This is a genomic window from Streptomyces sp. NPDC088794, assembly GCF_044750545.1.
Taxonomy (GTDB): domain Bacteria; phylum Actinomycetota; class Actinomycetes; order Streptomycetales; family Streptomycetaceae; genus Streptomyces.
Genome location: NZ_JBIVKB010000004.1, coordinates 545777 through 569855, shown reverse-complemented (window position 1 = coordinate 569855; position 24079 = coordinate 545777). Strand labels below are relative to the sequence as shown.

At 69.3% G+C, this 24079-nt stretch carries 21 protein-coding genes, 1 tRNA gene and 1 riboswitch; of the genes, 5 read left to right on the top strand and 17 right to left on the bottom strand.

The window, feature by feature from the left end; all coding sequences use genetic code 11:
* Positions 1-3 precede the first annotated feature (3 nt).
* The 6 genes from ACIP6U_RS15110 to ACIP6U_RS15085 form a co-directional block, all read right to left on the bottom strand.
* Positions 4-891, bottom strand: coding sequence for a Bax inhibitor-1/YccA family protein (locus tag ACIP6U_RS15110; protein ID WP_401716759.1), 888 nt, complete (start codon positions 889-891; stop codon positions 4-6).
* A gap of 176 nt (positions 892-1067) precedes the next feature.
* Positions 1068-2240, bottom strand: coding sequence for a 4-hydroxybenzoate 3-monooxygenase (locus ACIP6U_RS15105; protein WP_401716756.1), 1173 nt, complete (start codon positions 2238-2240; stop codon positions 1068-1070).
* A 220-nt stretch (positions 2241-2460) separates the two neighbouring features.
* Positions 2461-3132, bottom strand: coding sequence for a hypothetical protein (locus ACIP6U_RS15100; RefSeq protein WP_401716753.1), 672 nt, complete (start codon positions 3130-3132; stop codon positions 2461-2463).
* Between the two features lie 292 nt (positions 3133-3424).
* Positions 3425-5338: a hypothetical protein gene (locus ACIP6U_RS15095; protein ID WP_401716750.1), complete on the bottom strand. Its 1914-nt coding sequence runs from the start codon at positions 5336-5338 to the stop codon at positions 3425-3427.
* Between the two features lie 122 nt (positions 5339-5460).
* Complete coding sequence (locus ACIP6U_RS15090) at positions 5461-5679, bottom strand: hypothetical protein (RefSeq protein ID WP_124003754.1); 219 nt, start codon at positions 5677-5679, stop codon at positions 5461-5463.
* A gap of 61 nt (positions 5680-5740) precedes the next feature.
* Entirely contained in the window at positions 5741-5956 is a 216-nt protein-coding gene (locus tag ACIP6U_RS15085) for a hypothetical protein (RefSeq protein ID WP_185146437.1), read from the bottom strand.
* Between the two features lie 232 nt (positions 5957-6188).
* Between ACIP6U_RS15085 and ACIP6U_RS15080 the strand changes: the two genes are divergently transcribed.
* The 3 genes from ACIP6U_RS15080 to ACIP6U_RS15070 all read left to right on the top strand — a co-directional run bounded on the left by ACIP6U_RS15080 (position 6189) and on the right by ACIP6U_RS15070 (position 7596).
* Positions 6189-6596: a helix-turn-helix transcriptional regulator gene (locus ACIP6U_RS15080; RefSeq protein WP_401716747.1), complete on the top strand. Its 408-nt coding sequence runs from the start codon at positions 6189-6191 to the stop codon at positions 6594-6596.
* A 183-nt stretch (positions 6597-6779) separates the two neighbouring features.
* Positions 6780-7031 carry a hypothetical protein gene (locus ACIP6U_RS15075; RefSeq protein ID WP_401716744.1) on the top strand — a complete coding sequence of 84 codons (252 nt, stop codon included), beginning with the start codon at positions 6780-6782 and terminating at the stop codon, positions 7029-7031.
* A gap of 148 nt (positions 7032-7179) precedes the next feature.
* The gene (locus ACIP6U_RS15070) at positions 7180-7596 is read left to right on the top strand and encodes a glycosyl hydrolase (RefSeq protein WP_401716741.1); all 417 of its coding nucleotides are present in this window, start codon (positions 7180-7182) and stop codon (positions 7594-7596) included.
* A gap of 126 nt (positions 7597-7722) precedes the next feature.
* Here ACIP6U_RS15070 and ACIP6U_RS15065 read toward each other — a convergent pair.
* Positions 7723-7806: transfer RNA gene (locus tag ACIP6U_RS15065), tRNA-Leu, on the bottom strand.
* 449 nt (positions 7807-8255) lie between these two features.
* Between ACIP6U_RS15065 and ACIP6U_RS15060 the strand changes: the two genes are divergently transcribed.
* A complete protein-coding gene (locus ACIP6U_RS15060) occupies positions 8256-9056 on the top strand; it encodes an ABC transporter ATP-binding protein (RefSeq protein ID WP_401716738.1) in 801 nt (266 codons plus the stop codon).
* Positions 9056-11584 (top strand): ABC transporter permease, encoded by a 2529-nt coding sequence (locus ACIP6U_RS15055; RefSeq protein WP_401716736.1) that lies wholly within the window; start codon positions 9056-9058, stop codon positions 11582-11584. Before ACIP6U_RS15060 ends, ACIP6U_RS15055 begins: the two co-directional genes overlap by 1 nt.
* A gap of 87 nt (positions 11585-11671) precedes the next feature.
* Here ACIP6U_RS15055 and ACIP6U_RS15050 read toward each other — a convergent pair whose 3' ends face one another.
* The 10 genes from ACIP6U_RS15050 to ACIP6U_RS15005 all read right to left on the bottom strand — a co-directional run bounded on the left by ACIP6U_RS15050 (position 11672) and on the right by ACIP6U_RS15005 (position 23987).
* Positions 11672-12970, bottom strand: a complete 1299-nt coding sequence (locus ACIP6U_RS15050) for a class I SAM-dependent methyltransferase (RefSeq protein WP_401716733.1) — start codon at positions 12968-12970, stop codon at positions 11672-11674.
* 249 nt (positions 12971-13219) lie between these two features.
* Positions 13220-14608: an NAD(P)/FAD-dependent oxidoreductase gene (locus ACIP6U_RS15045; protein ID WP_401716730.1), complete on the bottom strand. Its 1389-nt coding sequence runs from the start codon at positions 14606-14608 to the stop codon at positions 13220-13222.
* 449 nt (positions 14609-15057) lie between these two features.
* Complete coding sequence (locus ACIP6U_RS15040) at positions 15058-15930, bottom strand: YwqG family protein (RefSeq protein WP_401716727.1); 873 nt, start codon at positions 15928-15930, stop codon at positions 15058-15060.
* Positions 15931-16011: 81 nt separating this feature from the next.
* A complete protein-coding gene (locus ACIP6U_RS15035; protein ID WP_401716724.1) occupies positions 16012-16974 on the bottom strand; it encodes an exopolyphosphatase in 963 nt (320 codons plus the stop codon).
* On the bottom strand, positions 16971-17576 hold the full coding sequence (locus ACIP6U_RS15030) for a DUF501 domain-containing protein (RefSeq protein WP_401716722.1): 606 nt from the start codon (positions 17574-17576) through the stop codon (positions 16971-16973). The genes ACIP6U_RS15035 and ACIP6U_RS15030 overlap by 4 nt, the downstream gene beginning before the upstream one ends.
* Positions 17577-17599: 23 nt before the next feature.
* A complete protein-coding gene (locus tag ACIP6U_RS15025) occupies positions 17600-18076 on the bottom strand; it encodes a septum formation initiator family protein (protein ID WP_401716719.1) in 477 nt (158 codons plus the stop codon).
* Between the two features lie 127 nt (positions 18077-18203).
* Complete coding sequence (eno, locus tag ACIP6U_RS15020) at positions 18204-19490, bottom strand: phosphopyruvate hydratase (RefSeq protein WP_401716716.1); 1287 nt, start codon at positions 19488-19490, stop codon at positions 18204-18206.
* 287 nt (positions 19491-19777) lie between these two features.
* Positions 19778-20479, bottom strand: a complete 702-nt coding sequence (locus tag ACIP6U_RS15015; protein WP_401716714.1) for a transglycosylase family protein — start codon at positions 20477-20479, stop codon at positions 19778-19780.
* A gap of 4 nt (positions 20480-20483) precedes the next feature.
* Positions 20484-20697, bottom strand: a riboswitch (cyclic di-AMP (ydaO/yuaA leader).
* 169 nt (positions 20698-20866) lie between these two features.
* Complete coding sequence (locus ACIP6U_RS15010) at positions 20867-21832, bottom strand: transglycosylase family protein (protein WP_401716711.1); 966 nt, start codon at positions 21830-21832, stop codon at positions 20867-20869.
* Positions 21833-22034: 202 nt separating this feature from the next.
* Positions 22035-23987: a recombinase family protein gene (locus ACIP6U_RS15005; RefSeq protein ID WP_401716708.1), complete on the bottom strand. Its 1953-nt coding sequence runs from the start codon at positions 23985-23987 to the stop codon at positions 22035-22037.
* Positions 23988-24079: the final 92 nt, after the last annotated feature.

Below are 24079 nucleotides of genomic sequence, written 5' to 3'. Positions count from 1 at the left end.
CGACTAGTCGTTGCTGTTGAGGATCGCGATCAGCCGCAGGAACTCGAGGTAGATCCACACCAGCGTCAGCGTGAGGCCGAAGGCGGCGAGCCAGGCCTCTTCCTTCGGGGCGCCGTACGCGATGCCGTCCTCGACCTGCTTGAAGTCCAGCGCGAGGAAGCACGCGCCGAGCAGGATGCCGATGACGCCGAACACGATGCCGAGCGGGCCGCTGCGGAAGCCGAGGCCGTCACCGCCGCCGAAGACGGCGAACAGCATGTTCACCACCATCAGCAGGATGAAGCCGAGCGCGGCCGCCATCACGAAGCCGTAGAAGCGGCGGTTGACCCGGATCCAGCCCGCCCGGTAGGCGATCAGGACACCGGCGAACACCGCCATCGTGCCGATCACGGCCTGCATGGCCGCGCCGCTCGCGATGCGGTTGTCGACGACGCTGGAGACGACCCCGAGGAACACGCCCTCGAACGCGGCGTACGACAGGATCAGCGCGGGCGAGGCCTTGCGCTTGAAGGACTGGACGAACGCCAGCACCATGCCGATCAGCGCGGCGCCGATGCCGATCCCGTAGGACCGGTTGATGTTGGCGTCGTCGACCGGGAGCAGCGCCCAGGCCAGGGCGGCCGTCACGACCAGGGTGCCGAGCGTGGTCGCCGTGCGCAGGACCACGTCGTCCATGGTCATCCGGCCGGTGGTGGCCGGCGCCTGCGGCGGCGCGCCGTTCTGCAGGTCAGTCTGGGCGTACGGGTTGTTCGCGTAGGGGTTCCCCTGCGCGTACGGGTTGGCCTGCGTGCCGACAGCGGGACCCCCGGCCTGCGGCGAGGCGTTGAAGCCCGCGTAGCCGTTGTCGCGGCTGAACCCCCGTCGCGAGAAGACCGGGTTTCTGCTCCTCATTTCACTCCTCCATGGCCACCTTCGTGGGCCTTGGCTCAAGAGTAATAGGTAGGCAAAGGATTGACCCTACTGCTTGGGGAGGATCTTTCCCTGCTCGTGCTGCGCAACACGCTACGTGGCCGGGTGATTCCCGCCACCACGGGAGGCCCGATCATGACAGACCTGGGACAGAGAAGTTATAGGGCGAAGCCCGTGTATCCCTCGGCCAGGTCGGTCTCGGCGGCCCGGGACGACGCGATCCGCTCCAGCCGCGCGAGCTGCAGCCGATCGTCGAAGGGAGTGGCGTCGGGAGCGCGGTGCAGCATGGTCGTCATGTCGTACGAGAACCGCTCGGCCTGCCACACACGGCGCAGGCAGGTCGCCGAGTAGGCGTCGAGGAGGTCCTCGGAACCGGTCTCCTTCTTGTACGTCAGTGCGCGCGCGAAGGTCACGACGTCACCGACGGCCAGGTTCAGCCCCTTGGCGCCGGTCGGCGGGACGATGTGCGCCGCGTCGCCGGCGAGGAAGAGCCGGCCGTGCCGCATGGGCTCGTGGACATGGGACCGCATGGGGGTGACGGACTTCTGGGTGATCGGGCCGCGCTCGAGGCGCCAGTCGTCGGCGGTCTCGAAGCGGCGCTCCAGTTCCGCCCAGATCTCGTCGTCGCTCCATGCCTCGGCGTCCGTGCCGTCGGGGACCTGGAGGTAGAGGCGGGAGACGGACGGGGAGCGCATGGACAGCAGGGCGAAGCCGCGGTCGTGCCGGGCGTAGACCAGCTCGTCGTGCGAGGGCGGCACGTCGGCGAGGATGCCGAGCCAGCCGAAGGGGTACGTCCGCTCGAACACGCGGGTCAGTTCGGCGGGGATCGCCTTCCGGGCCACGCCCCAGGAGCCGTCGCAGCCGACGACGTAGTCGCAGTCGAGGACGTCCTCCCGCCCCTCGTACCGGAACACGACGAGCGGTCGCTCGCCCTCGGCCCCCTCGACGCTCACCGCCTCCGCCCCGAACAGCAGCGGGCCGCCCTCCTTGAGCTGGAGGGCGATGAGGTCCTTGCAGACCTCGGTCTGGGCGTAGACGGTCACGGACCGGCCGCCGGTGAGGCCGGGGAAGTCGACGCGGTGGCGCTTCCTGGCGTACCGCAGCTCGATGCCGTCGTGGCGCAGTCCGTCGCGGTCCATGCGCCCGCCGGCGCCGGCCGCGCGCAGCACGTCGACCGTGCCCTGCTCCAGGATCCCGGCGCGCTGGCGCTGCTCGACGTAGGCGCGGTCGCGGCTTTCGAGGACGACCGAGTCGATGCCGGCGCGGTGCAGCAGGCGGGCGAGGAGGAGACCGGCGGGGCCGGCTCCGATGATGCCGACGGTGGTACGCATCGGGCGTTCCCTTCGGGGCGGGCCTCTGTGCGGCCGACGAGTTCGCGAGTGTTCGTACAGTGAAGTTTTATTCACTCGATCACTGCGAGTGTGCGCCGAGGCTCTCCCGATGTCAACGGTCCGCGTCGGTGTCGGCGGACCCGACCGTGGCCGGTCCCCCTGCCCGCGAAGGGGCGATCTCGGGCGGGGCGACCGGCTCGGCCGGACGGCGGCGGTGCGGTCAGCGACCCGGCCAGCCGTCCAGGTGGCGGTGCATGGTGACGTCGGGCTTCTCCTCGCCCTTCGGGGCGTGCGCGACGGCATTCTTGAGGACGCCGGTGACCTCGGCGGCCAGGGCGTCGGCCTGGCTCTTCAGCTCGGTCGCGGGCAGCTTGGACCGGGTCAGCGCGTCCAACCGGCGGTGGATGTCGGCGAGTTGCCGCTTGGAGCCGGCGTCGAGAGCGAATGCCTTGGGCGTGGAGACCACGAACTGGTAGGCGCCGGCCAGGGTCTGGCAGCCGGTGCATTCCTTGTTGGCGGCGTCACTGAGGTTCACGGCGTTCAGCCGTGTCTGCTCGCCGGCGATGGTGACGATCTGGAAGGACAGCGCCACCGAGCGGCAGTGGTCGTCGACGGAGCAGCCCACCGAGGCCGCGTTGGCCTGGTTGCGTACGGCGGCGGCCTTCGTCGTGCCGAACTGCCGGACGGTGAAGGAGTCCTTCGCCTGGGTGTGGCGGGCCCGGTTGGCCTGCGTGAACACATGGTCCTCGGCGAACGCGAAGTGCGTCGTCCCGGTCGCGGCCTGCGCCGGCACCGCGGTCGCCGCCCCGGCGATCCCGGCGGCGAACAGCCCGAACCGGACGGCTCGCCGGGTGAGTGGACTTGGGGTACGGGTTTTTCGATGGCTGTTCAAGGCATCTCCTCGCTGAGTGAATCGTCCGTACGGACTTCCGGGCGCGCGTCTCGCGCCCGGGACCAGAACCAGCCGCGCAACTCGCCTGCGGGACCGCCGACTTGCCCTGCCGGCCCTGCGGTCTCCGGCCGAACCGGACCGCGCCCCCGGGGCCTCGCCTCCCGGCCGGCTCCCGTCGTCGGCTCTCGCTGTCGGCTCTCGCTGTCGGCCGGAGCCGAACGGCCCGCCGCACGGGCGGAGTTCCGTCGCCGTCGGTCCATCGGCCGTGCCCCCGCCGCTGCTTGACGCTCCCTCAGGACGTCGGCGGATCGCTGGCCGGTGGGGTCGAGGGGGCGTCGGACGGGGTGGGCTGGACGCTTTCCGAGGGGGTCGGGGTGGGTTCAGGGGTGGAGGGTTCGCCGCCCGAGCCCGGGGACGACGGTTCCGGGTCGCCCTGCGAAGGGGCCTGGCTGGGGCCCGCCGGGTTCGGGGAGGCCTGGCCGGACGACGGGGCCGACGCCGGTGCGGACGGGGAGCCGGACGTCGAGACGCTCGTACTCCCGGACGCGCCCGGCGACGGGTCGGCGCCCGGGCCCGCGCTCGCGCCCGGTGTCGACGGCGATGCCGAACCGGCGCTGTCCGAGGGGCCGTTCGAAGCGCTTCCGTCTGAGGTCGAGGCGTTGCGGGGCTCGGGCTCCTGCGTGGAGACCCCGGGTTGCAGGATCGGCGCGATGGGCGGGCGCTTCGGCAGCGGCTGGGGCGCGATCCCCGAGGTCCACGCGTAGCTGAGGCCCGCGAGGCCGGTCAGCGCCAGTGCGCAGACGGCGATGCGCAGGCGCGGGCGGCCGGCCGTGGACTTCTTCGCGGTGCGGACCAGACGGCCGCCCATCTTCACGGACAGATAGACGATTCCGGCCATCGGGAACAGCAGCATGAGGCTGCCGAGCGTCCCGACGAGCGCCTCCACGAACTTCCCGTCGGCGTACGCCGAACCGGTGCCCACGAGTTGCTCGGTCAGCGACCGCGTCATCGTGGCGAGGATCCGCGGCAGGTTCCACAGCGCGTACCCCAGCTCGCCGATGAGCAGCGGCACCATGGTCAGCACCCAGGTGGAGACGATGCGCCGGGTCGACCTCTTCAGTCCGGCGACCTCCTTGCGGGCCGCCCGCCCCTTCGCCCCGGGCAGCAGGCTCAGCAGGATCGGCTTGATCTTGCCGAAGAGGTCGGGCACGCCGGCGAGGTCGCCCAGGATGTAGTAGCCGTCCAGCCGGACGGCCGGGATCAGCTGCTCCAGGATCTCGAAGTGGCCCAGGTAGACCGCCGCGAGAAAGAACGGCTGCCCCGTCGCGAAGTAGGCCCCGGCCATGGCGAGCATGAAGACGACGTTGAAGTACACCCCGCCCAGGTCGGTGCGGAGCCGCCCGGCCTTCCCGATCCGGTAGACGTCGGTGACGTCGGTGTACATCGACGGCCAGATCAGGAACAGCCCGCACCCGATGCAGCCGGGCCGGGCACCGCCGTATCTGCACGCGGAGGCGTGGCCGAACTCGTGGAAGACGAGCGAGGCCACGGTGAGGACGAACACGACCAGGATGAGCACCGGCTGGTCGAGGACTTCGAGCACCGGCTCGATCGCCCCGAAGAAGCCGAACAGCCAAACGTCCATGACGACGGCCGCCAGCAGCACGACCGCGACGACCGGCGGCCGGTGCAGCCAGGTGAAGACGCTCGCGATGGCCGCCGTACGCCGCTCGTTGAAGATCACCCGGTGGCCCTTGAGGGCGAGCAGCAGGTCGGAGCGCGGGGCGTCGACCTCGTCGTCCTCCTGACCGTCGGGGACCGTCACACCCAGCGGTTCGAGCTTCTTCTCCACCAGGTAGCGGACGTTCTCGCCGCTGACCTCGCGGCCGAAGCGCGCGCTGACCCGGTAGGCGATCGTCTCGATGTCGCGGACGCCGTCCACGCTCGACGCCACCAGGTACAGCAGCCGGGACAGCTGCACGACCTGCCCGTCCCCCCGACGGGCGATGTACTTGGGCTCGGTGAAACCCGAGCCCTGGTACTCGCCGTGCAGCTGCAACCCCGCGCTCAGCCGCGGTACCAGCGACTGTCCGACGACCGGCACGCTGCCCGTGGCGACCTGTTCGTAGGTCACCGGGCGGCCGCCCGGACCGGGCACGGGCCCGGTGCCGTACAGCGCCGTGGGCCCGTCTCCGAGCACCGTCATTGTGGTTCTCCCCCCAAGTCCGCGCCGCGTCCCCCCGGATGCGGCGGGTTCCCCCCGGTTGAAACGCCACGGGGGCGGACCGCCTCGCAGGCAACGTGCGGTCCGCCCCCGTGGCCGTACCGCTACTGAGTGACGGTGATGTTCTGCGCGGCCGAGGACGACGCCACCGAGTACGCGGAGTGGTCGTTGAGGGCCAGCGACTCGTTGGACGCCGAGATGTTGGCGACGTGCTTGGTGACGTTCGTGGTGCGGTTGAAGCTGAACTTCAGCTTGCCCAGCGCCTCACGGCCCGGCAGCAGCTCCGCGGACTCGGTGTCGAGCTCGTGCATGTCCATGCTCATGATGGATGTCCTCTCGGAATGTCGGTGGATGTCGGGTTCTGCTCGAGGTGGAGCGCGAGCGCTACTGCTTGACCGTGATGTTCTGCGCGGCGCCGGAGTCGGCCGCCGACCACGAGGAGTGGTCGTTGACGGCGGCGGACTGGTTGGCCGCCTCGATGTTGGCGACGTGCTTGGTGACGTTCGTGGTCCGGTTGAAGCTGAACTTCAGCTTTCCGAGGGCCTCGCGGCCCGGCAGCAGCTCGGCGGACTCGGCCTCAAGCTCGTGGGCGTCCATCATGATCAGTTCCCCCTCAGGGATAAGCAGTTCCGATCGGACGGAGTCAGGTTCCCCCCAGACTCCGTCCAATCTGGTCGGACGTGCTGTCCAACGAGATTGGACACTAGGCCCTCGGGGACACGCTCCGCAACCCGTTCGGGGAATCACTCTTTCGGCGGCCCGTACACCCGCCCGTAGAATCGCCTCCGACATGCACGGATCCAGTGAGCGGCAAGCAGGAAGTGACGCACCAGTGGCCAACGCACTGCAGCAGTTGATCCGCGAGCGCCTCGACCGAAGAGGCTGGTCCTACGGTGACGTGGCGCGCCGCGGTGGCGTCCCGCGCTCCACCGTCCACCACCTGGCCACCACCGAGCGCGTGGTCCGCATGCCCCAGTCGGCCACCCTGGAAGGCCTGTCCAAGGGCCTGGAACTGCCGTTGGACACCGTGCGCCGCGCCGCCGCGGAGGCCTGCGGCATCCATGTGTACGGCCCGCCGGCCGGCTCGGACGCCACCGGCACGGCCGCCGGCTCCGCCGACCCCGAGGTCGACCTGCTCATCGCCAGCGTCCAGCAGCTGTCGGCCGACGACCGCCGCCATGTGGCCGCCCTCGTCGAGTCCCTGCTCGACCGCTCCACCCCCCGCGCACCGGAGAAGTGACCGCTCCCGGAGCCTGCGGCGCCGTCCGACGACCTGGGTGGGTCCCACTTCCGTCAAGTCGGAAAAAGAATTCAACTGCGCCCGAAACCACCGAGATCCCCCGCTAGTCTCTCGTCCTGCCCGAGGAGCGAGAGCCGCACGACCACGGGCTATAGCGCCTGTCCGGGGGGAAATGTGTTGTTCGTGCACGGCGGACCGGCCACGGCCGTGGTCCGCGGTCCCGCGGGCGAGTCGGTCGTCCTGCTCTCCGGCGAACTGCCCGACGAGCTCACCGAGGAGTCGGTCGCCGAACTCGTGGACCTCGCCGCCGCGATCCTGGACGCCGACGAGCTGGCCCTCTTCCACACCTGCCTGCGCACCCTGCGCAGGGACGGGATGCGGGCGGGACGCCGGGTGGAGATGGGCGGCGCGGTACTGACCGTCTACCAGGGCTGACGCCGGCGCCGGCAGGCACTAGCAGGCGTTCTGCGGGCCGGTCAACCTCTGTTGTCCAGGATGGTCGCACCCCGCTCCCCCGGTCGAGACTTCCGTCATCGACCGCATGAGCCTCAGGGCTCGCAAGGGGGAACGACAGAGAATGCGCGTGAACAAGAAGCTCGCGGCCACGGTCTCGGCGTTGGCGATGACCACCGGACTGCTCGCCATGTCCGGCGCCGGCACCACCGCCAGCGCCGCGGACGGCTGCAACACCAACGTGGTGACCGGAACCGCCCGCTCGGCGACCGGCGCCAGGGGCCAGCTCTTCGAGCTGAGGTACAACGGCTCCGGGACCAACACCTGCGCCTGGGGCCGGGTCACCAACGGCTTCGTCGGCATGCACGTCTGGGTGGACCGCAGCAGCGACGGCGGCCGCACCTGGGAGCCGCAGCTGGGCATCCGCCGGGTCGACGCCGGCACCAGCGTCCACACCGAGGCCTGGCGTGACTCGAACGGCAAGCTGATGCGGGCCTGCGGCGACTCCGGTGACGGCACGGCGATCACCTGCACCGGCTGGTACTAGGCCTGCCTCTGCCGGGTCCGACCGACCCTTCAAGGGTTGACACCGACGTCAATAAGGATTGACGCTGAAAATACCCCTGAAAGGGTGAGCGCCCACGCGTCGGATGTCGTCGCGTGGGCATGGAGGTGCCCGGAGCCGGACTTGAACCGGCACGCCCGCGAAGGGGCAGCGAGGTTTAAGCTCGCCGTGTCTGCATTCCACCATCCGGGCAGGCCATGGGCTCCGCGTCGAGGTTCCGAGCCTATCGGGATGCTTCCCTCCAACAGCGGCGAGGTGGACCCATGTTGTCTTATTTTATTGATGCCTGAGGGTGCATCAGCCACTGGAACGGGCCATCCGCACATGCCAATAGCCTTGCGTGCGGGATCCAGGGGCGTATGCGGAATGACGGAATTTCACCGCCCGAACGAGGGTGCTCCACCGGTTCTTGACGCAAGCGCTTCCGCGTTCTCGGCGCGGGCGCTTGCGTGGGCCGGTCGACGAGTCCCTTCGACGGACCCTCTCGGGGGTGACCGTCATCCCCAGGTATGACTCGAGGACCCCGGGTCCCTCCCGAGTCTGCCTTCGGAACCGGAACAGCGGCTGACTACACGGGCACATCAGGCAACCAGGATGAGAGACGTCCCCTTCACACGTCGTCCTCTCGAGGAGAGCCTCCCGTGACCACCACACCCGTCGCCGGCCGGACCACCACCGTGGCCGCGCGCGCCACGGATCTGTCGAAGATCTACGGACAGGGCGAGACCCAGGTGGTCGCCCTCGACCGGGTCTCCGTCGAGTTCCGGCAGGCCGAGTTCACCGCGATCATGGGCCCCTCCGGGTCGGGCAAGTCCACGCTGATGCACTGCGTGGCCGGCCTCGACTCCTTCTCCTCCGGATCCGTGCGCATCGGCGAGACCGAGCTGGGCTCGCTGAAGGACAAGGCGCTGACCAAGCTGCGCCGCGACAAGATCGGCTTCATCTTCCAGGCGTTCAACCTGCTGCCGACGCTGACCGCCCTCGAGAACATCACGCTCCCGATGGACATCGCGGGCCGCAAGCCCGACAAGCAGTGGCTGGACACCGTCATCAAGATGGTGGGTCTCGCGGACCGGCTCAGCCACCGCCCCTCGCAGCTCTCCGGCGGCCAGCAGCAACGCGTCGCCGTGGCCCGCGCGTTGGCCTCCCGCCCCGACATCATCTTCGGCGACGAGCCGACCGGAAACCTCGACTCCCGCTCCGGCGCGGAGGTGCTCGGCTTCCTGCGCAACTCCGTACGGGAGCTGGGCCAGACCGTCGTCATGGTCACCCACGACCCGGTGGCCGCGGCCTACGCGGACCGGGTGGTCTTCCTGGCCGACGGCCGCCTGGTCGACGAGCTGTACCAGCCGAGCTCCGAAGCGGTCCTCGACTTCATGCGGCAATTTCCTGGGGGGAACCCCCAGACCCCCGAGTTCGACGCGAAGGGCCGCACGAGCTGATGTTCCGCACCGCCCTGCGCAACGTACTCGCGCACAAGGCCCGCCTCCTGATGACCGTCCTCGCCGTCATGCTCGGCGTCGCGTTCGTGTCCGGGACCCTGGTCTTCACCAACACCATCTCCGACGCCTTCCAGAACAGCTCGGCCAAGGGCTTCGACCAGGTCGACGTCGCCGTGACGCCCAAGTCCCAGAAGGACACGGGCAATACGATCAACAAGACGCCCGAGCTGACGAAGGCTCAGCTCGACACCGCGGCCGAGGTGCCCGGTGCCGCGAACGCCATCGGCGTCGTCACCGGCTTCACCGCCATCGCCGACAAGGACGGCAAGCTCATCGGCGGCGGCTTCCAGTCGCAGGGCGGCAACTACTGGGGCGACAAGGACCCCCGCTACCCGCTGACGTCCGGCACGGCCCCGCACGGCAAGGACCAGGTCGCCATCGACGCGGAGACCGCGAAGCGGGCCGGCTACAAGGTCGGCGACACCATCCGCATCTCCGTCGACGGCCCGGTCCTCACCCCGAAGATCACCGGCATCTTCACCACCGACGACGGCAACGTCGCGGCGGGCGGCAGCCTCGCCCTCTACGACACCGCCACCGCGCAGACCCTCTTCGGCAAGCCCGGCACGTTCGACGAGATCGACGTGAAGGCGGCTTCCGGCACCTCCCAGGCGGCGCTGAAGTCCGCGCTGGACAAGGCGCTGCCGGCCAAGCTCGTGGAGACCGAGACCGGCAAGAAGCTCGCCGACGACCAGGCCGAGCAGATCGCCTCGTCGATGAGCGGCCTCAAGCAGGGCCTGCTGGTCTTCGCCGGCATCGCGCTCTTCGTCGGCACGTTCATCATCGCCAACACCTTCACCATGCTGGTCGCCCAGCGCACCAAGGAACTGGCGCTGCTGCGCGCGGTCGGCGCCTCCCGCCGGCAGGTCACGCGCTCGGTGCTGATCGAGGCGTTCGTGGTCGGCGTGGTCGCCGGCGTGACCGGACTGGTCGCGGGCATCGGCATCGGCGCCGGCCTGCGCTCCCTGATGAACTCCTTCGGCGCGACCGTCCCGGACGGCCCGCTGGTCATCTCCCCCGGCACGATCGTGGCCGCCCTCCTGGTCGGCGTCGTCATCACCATGCTGGCCGCGTGGCTGCCGGGCCGCCGGGCGGCGAAGATCCCGCCGGTGGCCGCGATGAGCAGCGTGCACGCGAAGGCGACGACCAAGTCCCTCGTGCTGCGCAACACGTTGGGCGCGCTGTTCAGCGGCGCGGGCGTCGCGACCGTACTGGCCGCCACGGCGATGGACGGCTCGGACGGCCAGGCCCCCATGGGCTTCGGCGCGGTACTGCTGATCATCGGCGTGTTCATCCTGACCCCGCTGCTGTCCCGCCCGCTGATCGCGGCGACGGCACCGGTCCTGCGGATCTTCGGCATCTCGGGCAAGCTGGCCCGCCAGAACTCGGTGCGCAACCCGCGCCGTACGGCCGCCACCGCCTCCGCGCTGATGATCGGGCTCACCCTGATCACCGGCATGACGGTGGTCGCCGGCAGCCTGCAGAAGTCGATCGACAAGATGGCCTCGGCCGCCATCAGCGCCGACTACATCGTCTCCATGGCCAACGGCAACGAGCTGTCGCCGGACGTCGACAAGAAGCTGAACTCCACCGCGGGCGTCAAGTCCACCAGCCCGCTGCGCAACTCCCCGGCGCGCATCGACGGCACCACCGAGTTCCTGACCGGCGTCAACGGCTCCGCGATCGGCGAGCTGACCGACCTGAAGGTCGACAGCGGCTCCTTCAAGGTCGGCGGCGACCAGGTCGTCGTCGACGACGACACCGCCAAGTCCTATGGCTGGAAGGCCGGTTCGGACTTCACGGTGCACTACGAGGACGGCAAGGCGCAGCGGCTGACGGTGGCCGGGGTCTACGAGGGCAACGAGCTGATCGAGGGGATCATGCTCGACAACAAGGTCCTCACCCCGCACCTGACCGACCCGGGCGACATGCAGATCCTGGTGAAGACCGCCGACGGCGCCTCCGGTTCGACTAAGGACAAGCTGGAGAAGGCCCTGGGCGCCAACCCGGCCATCAAGGTGCAGAGCAAGCAGGACCTGTCCGACGACATCGCGAAGATCTTCACGCTGATGCTGAACATGCTCTACGGCCTGCTCGCCATGGCGGTCATCGTGGCCGTCCTCGGGGTCATCAACACCCTGGCGATGTCGGTCTTCGAGCGCTCGCAGGAGATCGGCATGCTGCGCGCGATCGGCCTGGACCGCAAGGCCATCAAGCGCATGGTGCGCCTGGAGTCCCTGGTCATCTCCCTGTTCGGCGGTGTGCTCGGCATCGGCCTGGGCGTGTTCTTCGGCTGGGCGGCCGGCGAACTCCTGGGCGCGAAGATGGCGACGTACGAACTGGTCCTGCCCTGGACCAGGATGGCGATCTTCCTGCTGCTCGCGGCGACGGTCGGCATCCTGGCCGCGCTGTGGCCGGCCCGCCGGGCGGCCAAGATGAACATGCTGGCGGCGATCAAGTCGGAGTAGCGGTAGGGATGGCAAACGCGGAGGGGCTCCGCTGCCGGGTGGCAGCGGAGCCCCTCCGCGTTCAAGTGCCGGGCAGGCGTGGTCGGTTCAGTTCCAGGTGCGCGCCCGCAACGGCAGCCCGGACCGCCCGGTGTCGGGGGTGCGCACCGCCAGGACCTGGTTGACGCCGATGCGGTTGCGCTCGAACGCGAGGGCGCTGGCGGCCATGTACAGCCGCCAGACGCGGGCGCGCCCGGCGCTGGTCAGCTTGACCGCGCGCCCCCACTCGACCTCCAGGTTGGCCACCCAGCGGCGCAGGGTGAGCGCGTAGTGCTCGCGGATCGACTCGACGTCCCGCACCTCGAACCCGGCCCGCTCCAACTGCGTGACGGTGGAGCCGATCGGGGCGAGTTCGCCGTCCGGGAAGACGTACGCGTCGATGAACCCGTCGAGGTTGTACGCCGATTCGTCGCTCTGCGGCCGGCGCGCGATCTGGTGGTTGAGCAGCCGGCCGCCGGGCTTGAGCAGCCGGTAGAGGTCCCGGCCGTACTCCAAGTACCGCTCCGCGCCCACGTGTTCGGCCATGCCGATGGAGGAGATGGCGTCGTAGGGCCCGTCGGCGACGTCCCGGTAGTCCTGCACCCGGATCTCCACCCGGTCGGTCAGCCCCTCCTCCGCGACACGCTTGCGGGCGTACGCGGCCTGCTCCTGGGAGAGGGTGATGCCGACGACGCTCACGCCGTGCTCGCGGGCGGCGTGCACGGCCATGGAGCCCCAGCCGCAGCCGACGTCGAGCAGCCGCTGACCAGGCGTCAGATCCAGCTTGCGGCAGACGAGTTCGAGCTTGTCGCGCTGGGCGTCCTCAAGGGTGGCGCCAGGCTCGGAGGACTCCCAGTAGGCGCACGAGTACACCATCGAGGGGCCGAGAACGATCTCGTAGAAGTCGTTGCCGACGTCGTAGTGGTGGCTGATCGCGCGTCTGTCGCTGCGCTTGGTGTGCAGATGGGAGCGGGATCTGCGGATCTCCTCCCGGGGCGGGGCGGGCGGCAGCGGCAGCCCGGCGAGCTTCACGAGCCCGCGGGCGGCGGCCCGCACCTCCGGATCGCGCACCGCCTGCGTGAGCGTCCTGGCGTCCTCCCCGCGCTCCCACACCAGCCCGGCGATCTGCGCGAGGGCGGCGTAGAGGTCTCCTTCGATGTCCAGGTCGCCGGCGACCCAGGCGCGGGCGAGCCCCAGTTCGCCCGGTTTCCACAGCAGCCGGCGCACGGCACGCCGGTTGCGTACGACCAGCGTGGGCGCGCCCGGCGGCCCCGCCTGCGACCCGTCCCAGGCGCGGATGCGCACCGGGAGCGGGACCCCAATCAGTTGTTCGACGAGGCTCTTCAGCCGCAGCGCGGCGTCGGCCATGGCGACCTCCATGACAAGCGATACCGAAATGACCAGTCACTACGTAAACACCAACAGGGCGACTGCGCAGTCCCCCAGGTGCGTTACGACTGGGCAAAATGGCTGTAGCTGCCACGTACATGGAGTGGGGGCGGGCCGTGGGGCGGCTCTCCGGGCATGCCGAAGGGCCTCCCGCACCACGGATGGCGGAAGGCCCTTCGGTTCGTTCGGTTACTGCGGTCCAAGCCGTTGTCCGGCGACCGGGGTGGGTCAGGAGGCCTTGGCCTCGGACTTCTCCGGCTCGGCCGCGGCGGCGGGCCGCGGGGCGGGCTTGGCGGCCTCGTAGAACTCCTCGCGGGGGTTCTCCATGGCGCCGAGGGCGACGACCTCGCGCTTGAGGAACATGCCGAGGGTCCAGTCGGCGAAGACGCGGATCTTGCGGTTCCAGGTCGGCATGGCCAGACCGTGGTAGCCGCGGTGCATGTACCAGGCGAGGCGGCCCTTGACCTTGATCTTCACCTTGCCCATGACGATCATCGCGACGCCCTTGTGGAGGCCGAGACCGGCCACCGCACCCTTGTTGGCGTGCGAGTAGTCCTTCTGCGGGAAGCCCCGCAGGCCGGACATCACGTTGTCGCCGAGGACCTTGGCCTGACGCAGCGCGTGCTGGGCGTTCGGCGGGCACCAGGCGTTCTCGACACCGGCCTTGCGGGCAGCGATGTCGGGGACCTGGGCGTTGTCGCCGGCGGCCCAGATGTAGTCGGTGCCCTGGACCTGGAGGGTCGGGGCGCAGTCGACGTGACCGCGGGGGCCGAGCGGCAGGCCGTAGCGGGCCAGCGCCGGGTTCGGCTTCACACCGGCGGTCCACACGATGGTGCTGGAGTCGACCTCGAGGCCGTTCTTCAGCACGACGTGCCCGTCGACGCAGGAGTCCATCGAGGTGGAGAGGTAGATCTCCACACCGCGGCTCTCCAGGTGCTCCTTGCCGTACTGGCCGAGCTTGGGGCCGACCTCGGGCAGGATCTTGTCCGCGGCGTCGACGAGGATGAAGCGCATGTCCTCGCGGGACACGTTCTTGTAGTACTTGGCCGCGTCGCGGGCCAGGTCCTCGACCTCACCGATGGTCTCCGCACCGGCGAACCCGCCGCCGATGAAGACGAAGGTGAGCGCCTTGCGGCGGATCTCCTCGTCGGTGGTGGAGTCGGCCTTGTCCAGCTGCTCGAGCACGTGGTTGCGCAGGCCGATGGCCTCCTCGATGCCCTTCATGCCGATGCCCTGCTCGGCGAGGCCGGGGATCGGGAAGGTCCGGGAGACCGCGCCGAGCGCGATCACCAGGTAGTCGAAGGGCAGCTCGTACGCCTCACCGACGAGGGGGGCGATCGAGGCGACCTTGCGGTCCTGGTCGATGCTGGTGACCCGGCCGGTGAGAACCTCCGCCTTCGGCAGCACGCGTCGCAACGGGACGACGACGTGGCGCGGGGAGATGTTGCCGGCGGCGGTTTCGGGGAGGAAGGGCTGGTAGGTCATGTACGACCGGGGGTCGACGACCGTGACGGTCGCCTCGCCGTAGCGCATCTTCTTGAGAATGCGCCGAGCTGCGTACAGGCCTACGTACCCACCGCCTACTACGAGGATCCTGGGACGCTCCGTGGTGCTCATGCCATCGAGTATCCACCTGCCTCAGGGGGGTAGCTCGTGCGCCCCTTCACAAGCTTGTGGAGGGTGTGTGCTATTCTCCGCGGCCGCCATGATCCAGGTCACCCCGCCGGGACGGAACCCTCGCCCGGTACGACCCGTTGTCAATGCCGCGTGAGCTGCCGCTCTGACTCTCCGACGACCCCGCCGCCCCCTCTCCGGCCGCCCCGCCGACACACCCCCGACACCCCCTCGACACACACTCCTGAACACGTTCAACACCCCACCGGGCCCCCGGAAGGGCCAACCGGCCCCTTTTCCTGCTCCGACAGGGCCGAATTCCTTGTGAAGAACTTCACGAACTTTGTCGGCGGGGGGTCGGGGAGGGAGGTTCTGAGGGCTCTTTGATGGCTCTCCGGGCTGCTCATCGGGGGTGCCGGATGCTCAGTGGAGTGCGGTTCGGCCCCACCGCCCTAGCACTGCACGACCAGCCGAACCCGGTCGAAGCGGGATGCCGTCAGGTCCTCGTGACGGATCAGCCAGTAGAGGGTGCCCGCGTCCCCCCACTCCATCTCCGCGTCGGTGTCGCTGTCGAACTGGGCGAGGACGACCCAGCGGGCGGCTTCCTCGTCCAGGAGGGGGTCGCCCCAGGTGCGCTGGCCCGGGCCGAGGTGCGCGTCCGCGACCTCGTACTCCACCGGGCCCTGTACGGGGACGGCGTGGCCGCCTATCTGGTGGCCCATGTGGCCGCGCAGGCGTTCGAACGCGCGGCGGAACGAGCGGAGTTCGACGGGGGTCTCGCGGAAGTGATCCGGCCACTCTCCACCGTCACCGAGCAGCGCCTGCCGGACCTGGGGCAGCCAGAGGTCGGGAGCGCTCAGCTCCGTCTCAGCGACGAGGGGCGTACGCGGGTAAGGGTCCAGCTCCCTCGGTACCTCCGCCGGGCGGACCGGTGTGCCTTCCGGGACGTACAGGACCTGGGCCCCGACCCACGACTCGGGGTCGTCCACGGAGACGAACGGCCCCTCGTCGCCGTCGGCCTCACCGTCGTACTCGAAGCAGAAGAAGAGCAGGGTGCCGTCCTGGGGAAAGCCGGTCGTCAGGGCCTCGCGCGGTAGCGCCGCGCAGCGCACCGACGCGACGAAGGACAGCGGGCCGTGGCCCGGCCACTCGGGCCACGCGGTCCCGGGCGGCAGCTCCGGCGTGCCGCCGAGGATGGCGACGGGCTGCTCGTCGGTCGCGGCTGGGTGCAGGCGGGCGCACGGACGCAGGAGGGCCGTCCATCGGTCGGCGAGGTCGGCGGAGAGGTGGTCGGCCGCCAGGCGGGCGTATCGCTCATCGGTCATGACGACCATGGTCCCGGTCGGCACTGACATCCATGCCGCCGGGACCCACGGCCGGTGAGACGACGGCCCGGTTCAGTTCCTCTACGCGCCGGCCTCGGACTCCCCCGCCGCCAGGAACGCGATCCCGTCCAAAATGTCGTGTTCGCTCACCACGACCTCCGTCGCCCCGGTCCGCTCCATGATCGAGAGCAGTACGAGGGCGCCCGCCCCGATGACGTCGACCCGGCCCGGGTGCATGGAGGGGATGGTCGCGCGTTCGGCGTGGGTGGAGGTCAGCAGGGACTCCGTGATCTCGCGGACGCGGTCGTAGGAGACACGGGAGTGGTGGATGGCCTGCGAGTCGTACTCGGGGAGGTTCTGGGCGATGGCCGAGATCGTGGTGACCGAGCCCGCCAGGCCGACCAGGGTGCGGGCCTCGCGCAGGGGAACCGTCCGCTCGGCGAGGTCCAGGGCGGCCTCGATGTCCGCGCGCATCGCCGTGATCTGATCCGGAGTGGGCGGGTCCGTCACCGCGCCGTCGTGGACGAGGTGGCGCTCGGTCATGCGGACGCAGCCGATGTCCACGGAGCGGGCCGCGCGGACCCGGTCGTCGCCGACCACGAACTCCGTCGAGCCGCCGCCGATGTCCACGACCAGGTAGGGCTTGGCGAGGTCGTCGCGGCCGGCGAGTTCCGCGGTCGCGCCCGTGAAGGAGAGCGCCGCCTCCTGGTCGCCGGAGACCACTTCGGGCTCGACGCCGAGGATGTCGAGGACCCCGCGCACGAAGTCGTCCCGGTTGGCGGCGTCCCGCGTGGCCGACGTCGCCACGAACCGCAGTCGGTCGGCGCCGTGCTCCTTGATGATCGCCGCGTAGTCACGGCAGGCCGCGAAGGTGCGCTCCAGTGCCTCGGGGGCGAGCCGTCCGGTGCGGTCGACGCCCTGGCCGAGCCGCACGATGGTCATGCGCCGGTCCAGGTCGACCAGTTCACCGGTCGCGGGGTTCACGTCCGCGACGAGGAGCCGGATGGAGTTCGTACCGCAGTCGATGGCGGCGACGCGGGTCACCGGTCACCCTCCTCGACGGGCTTGAACGCGAAGTACCCCGTGCCGTCCTCGCTCGTCTCCGTCTGCCAGCCCTCGCCCGTCGGCGGCCCGGGCACGGTCACACACGGACCCTTACGCCACCACTCCGGCAGCATCGCGATCGCCTCGTCCCCCAGCGGGTTCACGCCCGGCCCCGCGGCCAGGGAGTGCCCCACCAGTACGTGCAGGCACTTCACCCGGTCCGGCATGCCGCCCGCGCTCGGGAAGCCCTCCAGGACCTCGATGGCGTCGCGGCGGGCGATGTAGTCCTCGTGGGCGGCGCGGTACGCGGCGGCCAGTTCCGGGTCCGTCTCCAGACGGGCCGTCATCTCCTTCATGACGCCGTTCGCCTCCAGCGTGCCGATCGCCGAGGCGGCGCGCGGGCACGTCAGGTAGTACGTCGTCGGGAAGGGCGTGCCGTCGGGGAGGCGGGGGGCCGTCTCCACCACGTCGGGCTGACCGCACGGGCAACGGTGGGCGATGGCGCGCAGCCCGCGCGGCGGGCGGCCGAGCTGCTGCTCGAAGGCCGCCACGTCCGCGTCGGTGGGCTCGGTGCGCGGGGTGGTCGGCGGAGGGGTTTCCACTGCGGAATGTCTCTCTGGTCAGGTCACTGGTCGGAGGCGTCGGACTTGTCGACCCCGTCCCAGACGTTCGAGTACCAGGGGCGGTCGGCCGCCCCCAGGTCGGCGCGCGACTGCTTGGTCAGGTCCGGGTCGATCACGACGTAACCGGTCTCCCCGGGCATGACGTAGTGCAGCCGCTGCCGGATCTGCTGCTCGGCGTACGCGTCGTCCTGCCAGCGCGCCTTGAGGTCGCGCAGCTGCTCGACCCGCTCCTTGGCCTGCTGCCTCTGCCGTTGCAGATCGGCGACCTCGGCGCGCTGGGAGACGTACTGCCTTATCGGGTAGGCGAGCGCCACCACCAGCGTGCAGACGACGAGCGCGAGCAGGGCCGCGCGGCCGGTGAGCCGGGAGCGGCGGGCCTGGCGCTTGGTCTGCGAGCGGTAGACCCGCGCGGCGGTCTGCTCGCCGAGCAGCCGGATCCGGGTGGTGGTGGAGAAACGGTCCCGGTCCTTGACGGCCATGTCTCCGCCTCCCCTTTCACACGCGCGTACGTCCCCGCACACGGTACGGGACCGAGTACGGGGACGTACGTACGACTGGCTCGGGCTTGACCCTGTACGGCGCAGCCCTTGCCCTTGGCTGTACGGCTCAGCCCTTGAAGCGCGGGAACGCGGAGCGGCCCGCGTACACCGCCGCGTCGTCGAGGATCTCCTCGATGCGCAGCAGCTGGTTGTACTTGGCGACGCGCTCGGAGCGGGCCGGGGCGCCGGTCTTGATCTGGCCGCAGTTGGTGGCGACGGCGAGGTCGGCGATGGTGACGTCCTCGGTCTCGCCGGAGCGGTGGGACATCATGCACTTGAAGCCGTTGCGCTGGGCCAGCTCGACGGCGTCCAGGGTCTCGGTGAGCGAGCCGATCTGGTTCACCTTGACGAGCAGCGCGTTGGCCGCGCCGTCCTCGATGCCGCGGGCCAGACGCTCCGGGTTGGTGACGAACAGGTCGTCGCCGACGATCTGCACCTTGTCGCCGAGGCGGTCGGTGAGGACCTTCCAGCCGGCCCAGTCGTCCTCGTACAGCGGGTCCTCGACGGAGACGAGCGGGTAGGCCGCCACGAGCTCCTCGTAGTACTCGGTCATCTCGGCGGCCGAGCGGGACTTGCCCTCGAACTCGTACTTGCCGTCCTTGTAGAACTCGGACGCGGCGACGTCGAGCGCGAGCGCGATCTGCTCGCCGGGGACGTAACCGGCCTGCTTGATGGCCTCGAGGATGAGGTCGAGGGCGGCGCGGTTGGAGTCCAGGTTCGGGGCGAAGCCGCCCTCGTCGCCGAGGCCGGTGGACAGGCCCTTGCTCTTCAGGACCTTCTTGAGGGTGTGGTAGACCTCGGCGCCCCAGCGCAGCGCCTCGGAGAAGGACTCCGCGCCGATCGGGGCGATCATGAACTCCTGGATGTCGACGTTCGAGTCGGCGTGCGACCCGCCGTTCAGGATGTTCATCATCGGAACGGGCAGCAGGTGCGCGTTCGGGCCGCCCAGGTAGCGGAAGAGGGGGAGGTCGGAGGCCTCGGAGGCGGCGTGCGCGACGGCGAGGGAGACGCCGAGGATGGCGTTGGCGCCGAGCGAGCCCTTGTTGTCGGTGGCGTCCAGGTCGAACATCGCCTGGTCGATCAGGCGCTGCTCGGTGGCGTCGTAGCCGACCAGCTCCGGGCCGATCTGCTCGATGACGGCGAGGACGGCCTTCTCGACACCCTTGCCCTGGTAGCGGTTGGGGTCACCGTCACGCAGCTCGATGGCCTCGAAGGCACCCGTGGAGGCGCCGGAGGGGACGGCGGCACGACCCGTGCTGCCGTCGTCGAGGCCGACCTCGACCTCGACCGTGGGGTTGCCTCGGGAGTCCAGGATTTCCCGGGCTACGACGACGTCGATGGACGGCACGAGCATCTCCTTCTTCAATGTGACGCGGCTACGCGGGCCGCGATGGCTCTGCGGGACCGAGCCTAACCGTCCCGGGACGAACAGCCAGCCGATGGGCCGCCCCTTGGACAGAACCGAGAGTAAATTGTTTCCGAACGGAACAAAGCAGACGGGCAAAAAGAACCCCGCCCCGGTGCGTACGGGGGAACACGCACCGGAGCGGGGAGCCCGTGGGGACGGGGGAGGCCCTCACGTGACCTCCATGGTGGGGGACACGTCTGTCAGGCCGCTGTGGTTCGGCTACCAGGTCTCTGTCACTTGAGGTGCAGCTGCTGACCCGGGTAGATCAGGTCCGCGTCCTCGACGATGTCCTTGTTCAGCTTGAACAGCTTCTCCCAGCCGCCCTTGACCTTGTGCTTCTCGGCGATCGTGCTGAGGGTGTCGCCCTTGACGACCTTGTACTCGCCGTCGCCCTTCTTGACCTTCTTGCCGGTCGGGGTGGTGACGGTCTTCTTCGCGGCCGGACGGTCGGCGGAGCGCGAGGTGCTGGTCGAGTCGTTCGAACGGCTGCTGGTGCCACCGCTCGAAGAGCTGGACGAGTTCGAGGAGCTGGAGGAGCTCGACGAGCTGCCGCCGTTGTACGCGGCACCGGACAGGCCCGTGCCGCAGACCGGCCAGGCACCCTTGCCCTGGGAGGCCAGCACCTTCTCGGCGACGGTGATCTGCTGCGCCTTGCTGGCCTGGTTGGCCTGCGACGCGTACTGGGTACCGCCGTAGGCGGCCCACGTGGAGGCGGAGAACTGCAGACCGCCGTAGTAACCGTTGCCGGTGTTGATGGACCAGTTGCCGCCGGACTCGCAGCTGGCGACCGCGTCCCACTCGGACGCGGTGGCGGCGGAGGCGTTGCCGGCCGCCATGAGCGGGGCGGCGATGGCGACACCGGTCACGCCGGCGAGCGTGGCGACGCGGGTGGCCTTGGACGGACGACGGTGCTTGCCCTTGCTGGAAAACAGCATGCGGAGATCCCCTCACCGACGCCTGCGAGGTGAGCTGTCGGGTTCGGGCCGTGTGAGTTGCCCGGCCGCGCGCCTCTCGGCGCACGACTTCACCCCAAGCCGGTTCCGGCACTGTCTGCCGGGCCCGGCACTTACCTGGGTCCCCCGCTCCTGCCTACGGCGCTGTGAAGCGACGACTGTTCCCTACGGCCGCTGGCAGGATTCGGCGTTGCGGCATTCGGGGTCCGTGTTGACGAACGGTGATGACCGTAGACACGGATTCCGCGGAAACTCAAAGACGATCAGGGCATCTGAGAGTCATCCCACACTTTCACCAAACCGGACATTCAGTCCGAAGACCGTCGTTAACTCCCGTCGCTTTTCGCCCCGTTCAGCCCCTGTCCGCCCCTATTCGCCAGGAAGCTTCAGGGTCTGACCGGCCGCGATGTCGTTCGGGTCGGCACCGATGGCCTGCTTGTTCTCGGCGTAGAGCGCGCGCCACCCGCCGTCCAGGCCAAGGGAGTCGGCGATGGAGGCGAGAGTGTCACCGCCATGGACGGTGTACGACCCCTGCGCGGACCCTTCGGTGTCACTGGCGACCGTGTTCTCGTCGGCACTGGCGCCACGATGCCTGCCGGAGCCGACCGCGCCGGTGTCGACCAGACTCCAAGAGCCCGCGGCCTGCTCGGACTTGTCCGAGTCGTCACCCTTCGCCCGATCTGTCGACGAGCTGTCGCTTCCCTGTGACCCGCTCGCGGTCGGCTCGGACGGGGAGTCGGAGGGCGAGAGGTACTCGTCCGATTCGTCAGGGTTGGTCGAGGAATCGGACGAAGAGTCAGGCGAGGCCGACGGTGATGTGGACGAGTCCGTCGAGGACGAGTCGTCGGACGTACCACCGGGCGTGTTGGACAGGCCGGTGGAGCCGGAACCGTCCGAGGAGTCCGAGGAGGAGTCGGACGAGTCGTCCAGGATCCCGGTGTCGATGTCGGCCGACCCGTCGTCCTTCGACAGCCCCGTGGTCAGCCCGCAGGTGTGGAACGCGCCCACACCCTGGTCGTCCAGGATCTTCTCGGCGACGGCTATCTGCTGGTTGCGGCTGGCCAGGTCGGGGCGCGAGGCGTAGTCGAGACCGCCGTACTGCTCCCAGTCGTCCTGCGAGAGCTTGAGCCCGCCGTAGAAACCGGTCCCGTCGTTCTGGCTCCAGGAGCCGCCGGTCTCGCAGTTCGCCACCTTGTCCCAGGTGGTGCCGTCGGCAGCGCTGGCGCTCACCGCGCCGAGAAGCGGGATGGCGATGGCGGAGCCCGTCACGCCGGCCGCGACGAGGAGGGCCGGAGCCTGGCGGGGGCGACGGTGACGACCGTTCCCGGAGAGCATGCGGGGGCCTTTCAGAAGAGAGCGGTGACGAGTGCGACGCGTGGTGCTGGGCACCGCACTTGAACGGTGAACGTATAGGCAGTCCATTGCTTGTCACAAGTTAATGCCGCGTAGATCACGTGAAGATCACAGAGCTGAAATCCTGTCATCTTTGTGCTGATGGGGCAGGGTTGCGACGCCCGCCTGGCTCAAGAGTGGTGACTCAGCGGAGGGCACGAAGGAGTCGACCGCCGGCCTCGGGCGTGAACTGAGCAGTCACCGCGAGCGGTGGCAGGGAAGGACGCCGGTAAGCGTCGACTCCTGCGGTGTCGGCGCCCAGGCTCCTCATCACCTCCGGCCACGCGCCCTTCTGCCACCAGGAGAGCTGACGCTCACGCATCGGATCCACCGGGCCCCATACAAGGGGCATGTCAACCCAGGAAAGGCCGTGACGGAGGCGGTACAACATCCCCACGAGCTGGAGGCGGATGTCGTACTTGCTGGTGAAGTGGCGTTTCGTGAAGTAAGTCCGCAGTACGGCCAGCGCCTGCCCCCACTGCTCGTCGTCGGGGTCCGGCGGCACCTTGGTGCCGGTTGCCCAGTGCCACTCGCTCACGGCGCACCGTACTCCAGGCTTGCCGAGGACGATCCTCTCGCCGAGTACGGCCTTGACGTCGAACACGTCGACGACCTCCCTGAGTTGTTCCAGAGTCAGGTCCTTCAACCGGTCCTCCGCATTGGCCGCGATGTCGACGAGGTCGGCCACCTTGCGCTCGTGCTCGGTGTACGACTCCAGCCGCTGGCGGGCAAAACTGAGCTGCTCGCGCGATTCCGCCAGTTCGGCCTCAAGTGCCGTGATGGACGCGTTGAGCACCACTGGGTCAACACCCGCGCGTGCGTACTCGGGAATGCGAACCTCGATCAGGTTTTCCCGTTCGGCGATCCTGGCCGTGAACTCGGCGACGCGCTTCGCGTACGTCTCTCTGTCCCCAGAGAGACTGCTCACTCGTTCGACCGTCAAAGCCCGTGAGCGACCCTCCTCTTCGAGGAGCCTGGCCAGTTCCTTCCGGACGGCGCCTTCGATGGTGCCGGCCTCGACCTCTGGCTCATGGCACGAGGGCTCCTTGAGCGCTCCCTTGCACCGGTACGACCGACTGGTGCCACGGCCTGCTCCCGTGTACACCTCTCCGCACCTGCCGTGAATCCGCCCAGTGAGGGGATAGACGTAATTACCTCGCCTCCCATTCCGGAAACCGAGCTTCCGCAGTGCGACCATGAGCTGTGCGGCCCGCTCCTCGGAGAAGATGGGCGGAACGCCGATCTTGACCTGGTCACCGTGGACAGGGGTGCCGTCGGCGCGGCAGAGGGTGTTGTTCTTCGCCTTGCCACGGTCAGTCTTCCGGTAGACCACATAGCCGTCGTGAATGGTTTCGCCATGGAGCCGGTGTCGGAGGTTGGCGACGCTCCAGGCGACGCCGCTACGGGCAAAGAACTTACGGCCGTTGAGTTCCTCACATGTCTCCGTGAGGCTCATGCCCTGGTCGACGACGAGGCTCACGGCCATGGTGAGGACCATGGATTCGTGGGCGTCGGTGACCAGGACCGAGAAGCGCTTGCGGCGCCCTCCGACCTCATTGACGTCCTTCTCGATCCTGTAACCGTAGGGAGCCGGTCCGCCGGGCCAACCGCCGTAACTGATCTTCAGCTCTCGGCCGGCGACGGTGCGCTCCTTGATACGTCGCCACTCCATCTCCGAGAAGGTGACGTGCTGCTTGAACCGCTGCCAGCCCGCTTCGGTACCGGTATCGATCCCCTCGCTGACAGAGAGGAAATGGATGCCGAGGTCAGCCATGGTCCAGGCCCACAAGTAGGCAGCTCGGGCCGTACGTCCGATGCGGTCCCCCCTGGGAACGAGGACGCGGTTGAAGCAGTGCCGGTGTGCGTCGTCGACGAGACGGTCCATCTCTGGGCGGTTTTCCAGAGCCCCGGACACGGCTTCGTCCACGTAGGAATCGTGGACGGTGACCTCAGGGTGCCGTGCGAGCCATCCATCGAGAAGCCGGTCCTGGTCTTCGAGTCCGAAGCCGTCGAGCTGGTCGAGAGTGGAAACCCGCGTGTACTTGGCGACGACTACGGACGCCGGGGTGGCAGGGCAAGGGCGTGCCACAATGGGCATGTTCAGTCCTCCGAGACTGTTCCGTCCCCGGGGTGTTGGCGCACCGCCGGGAGGGTTCCGGCTCCTTTGCGCTGCTGCAAGCGCTCTGGGGC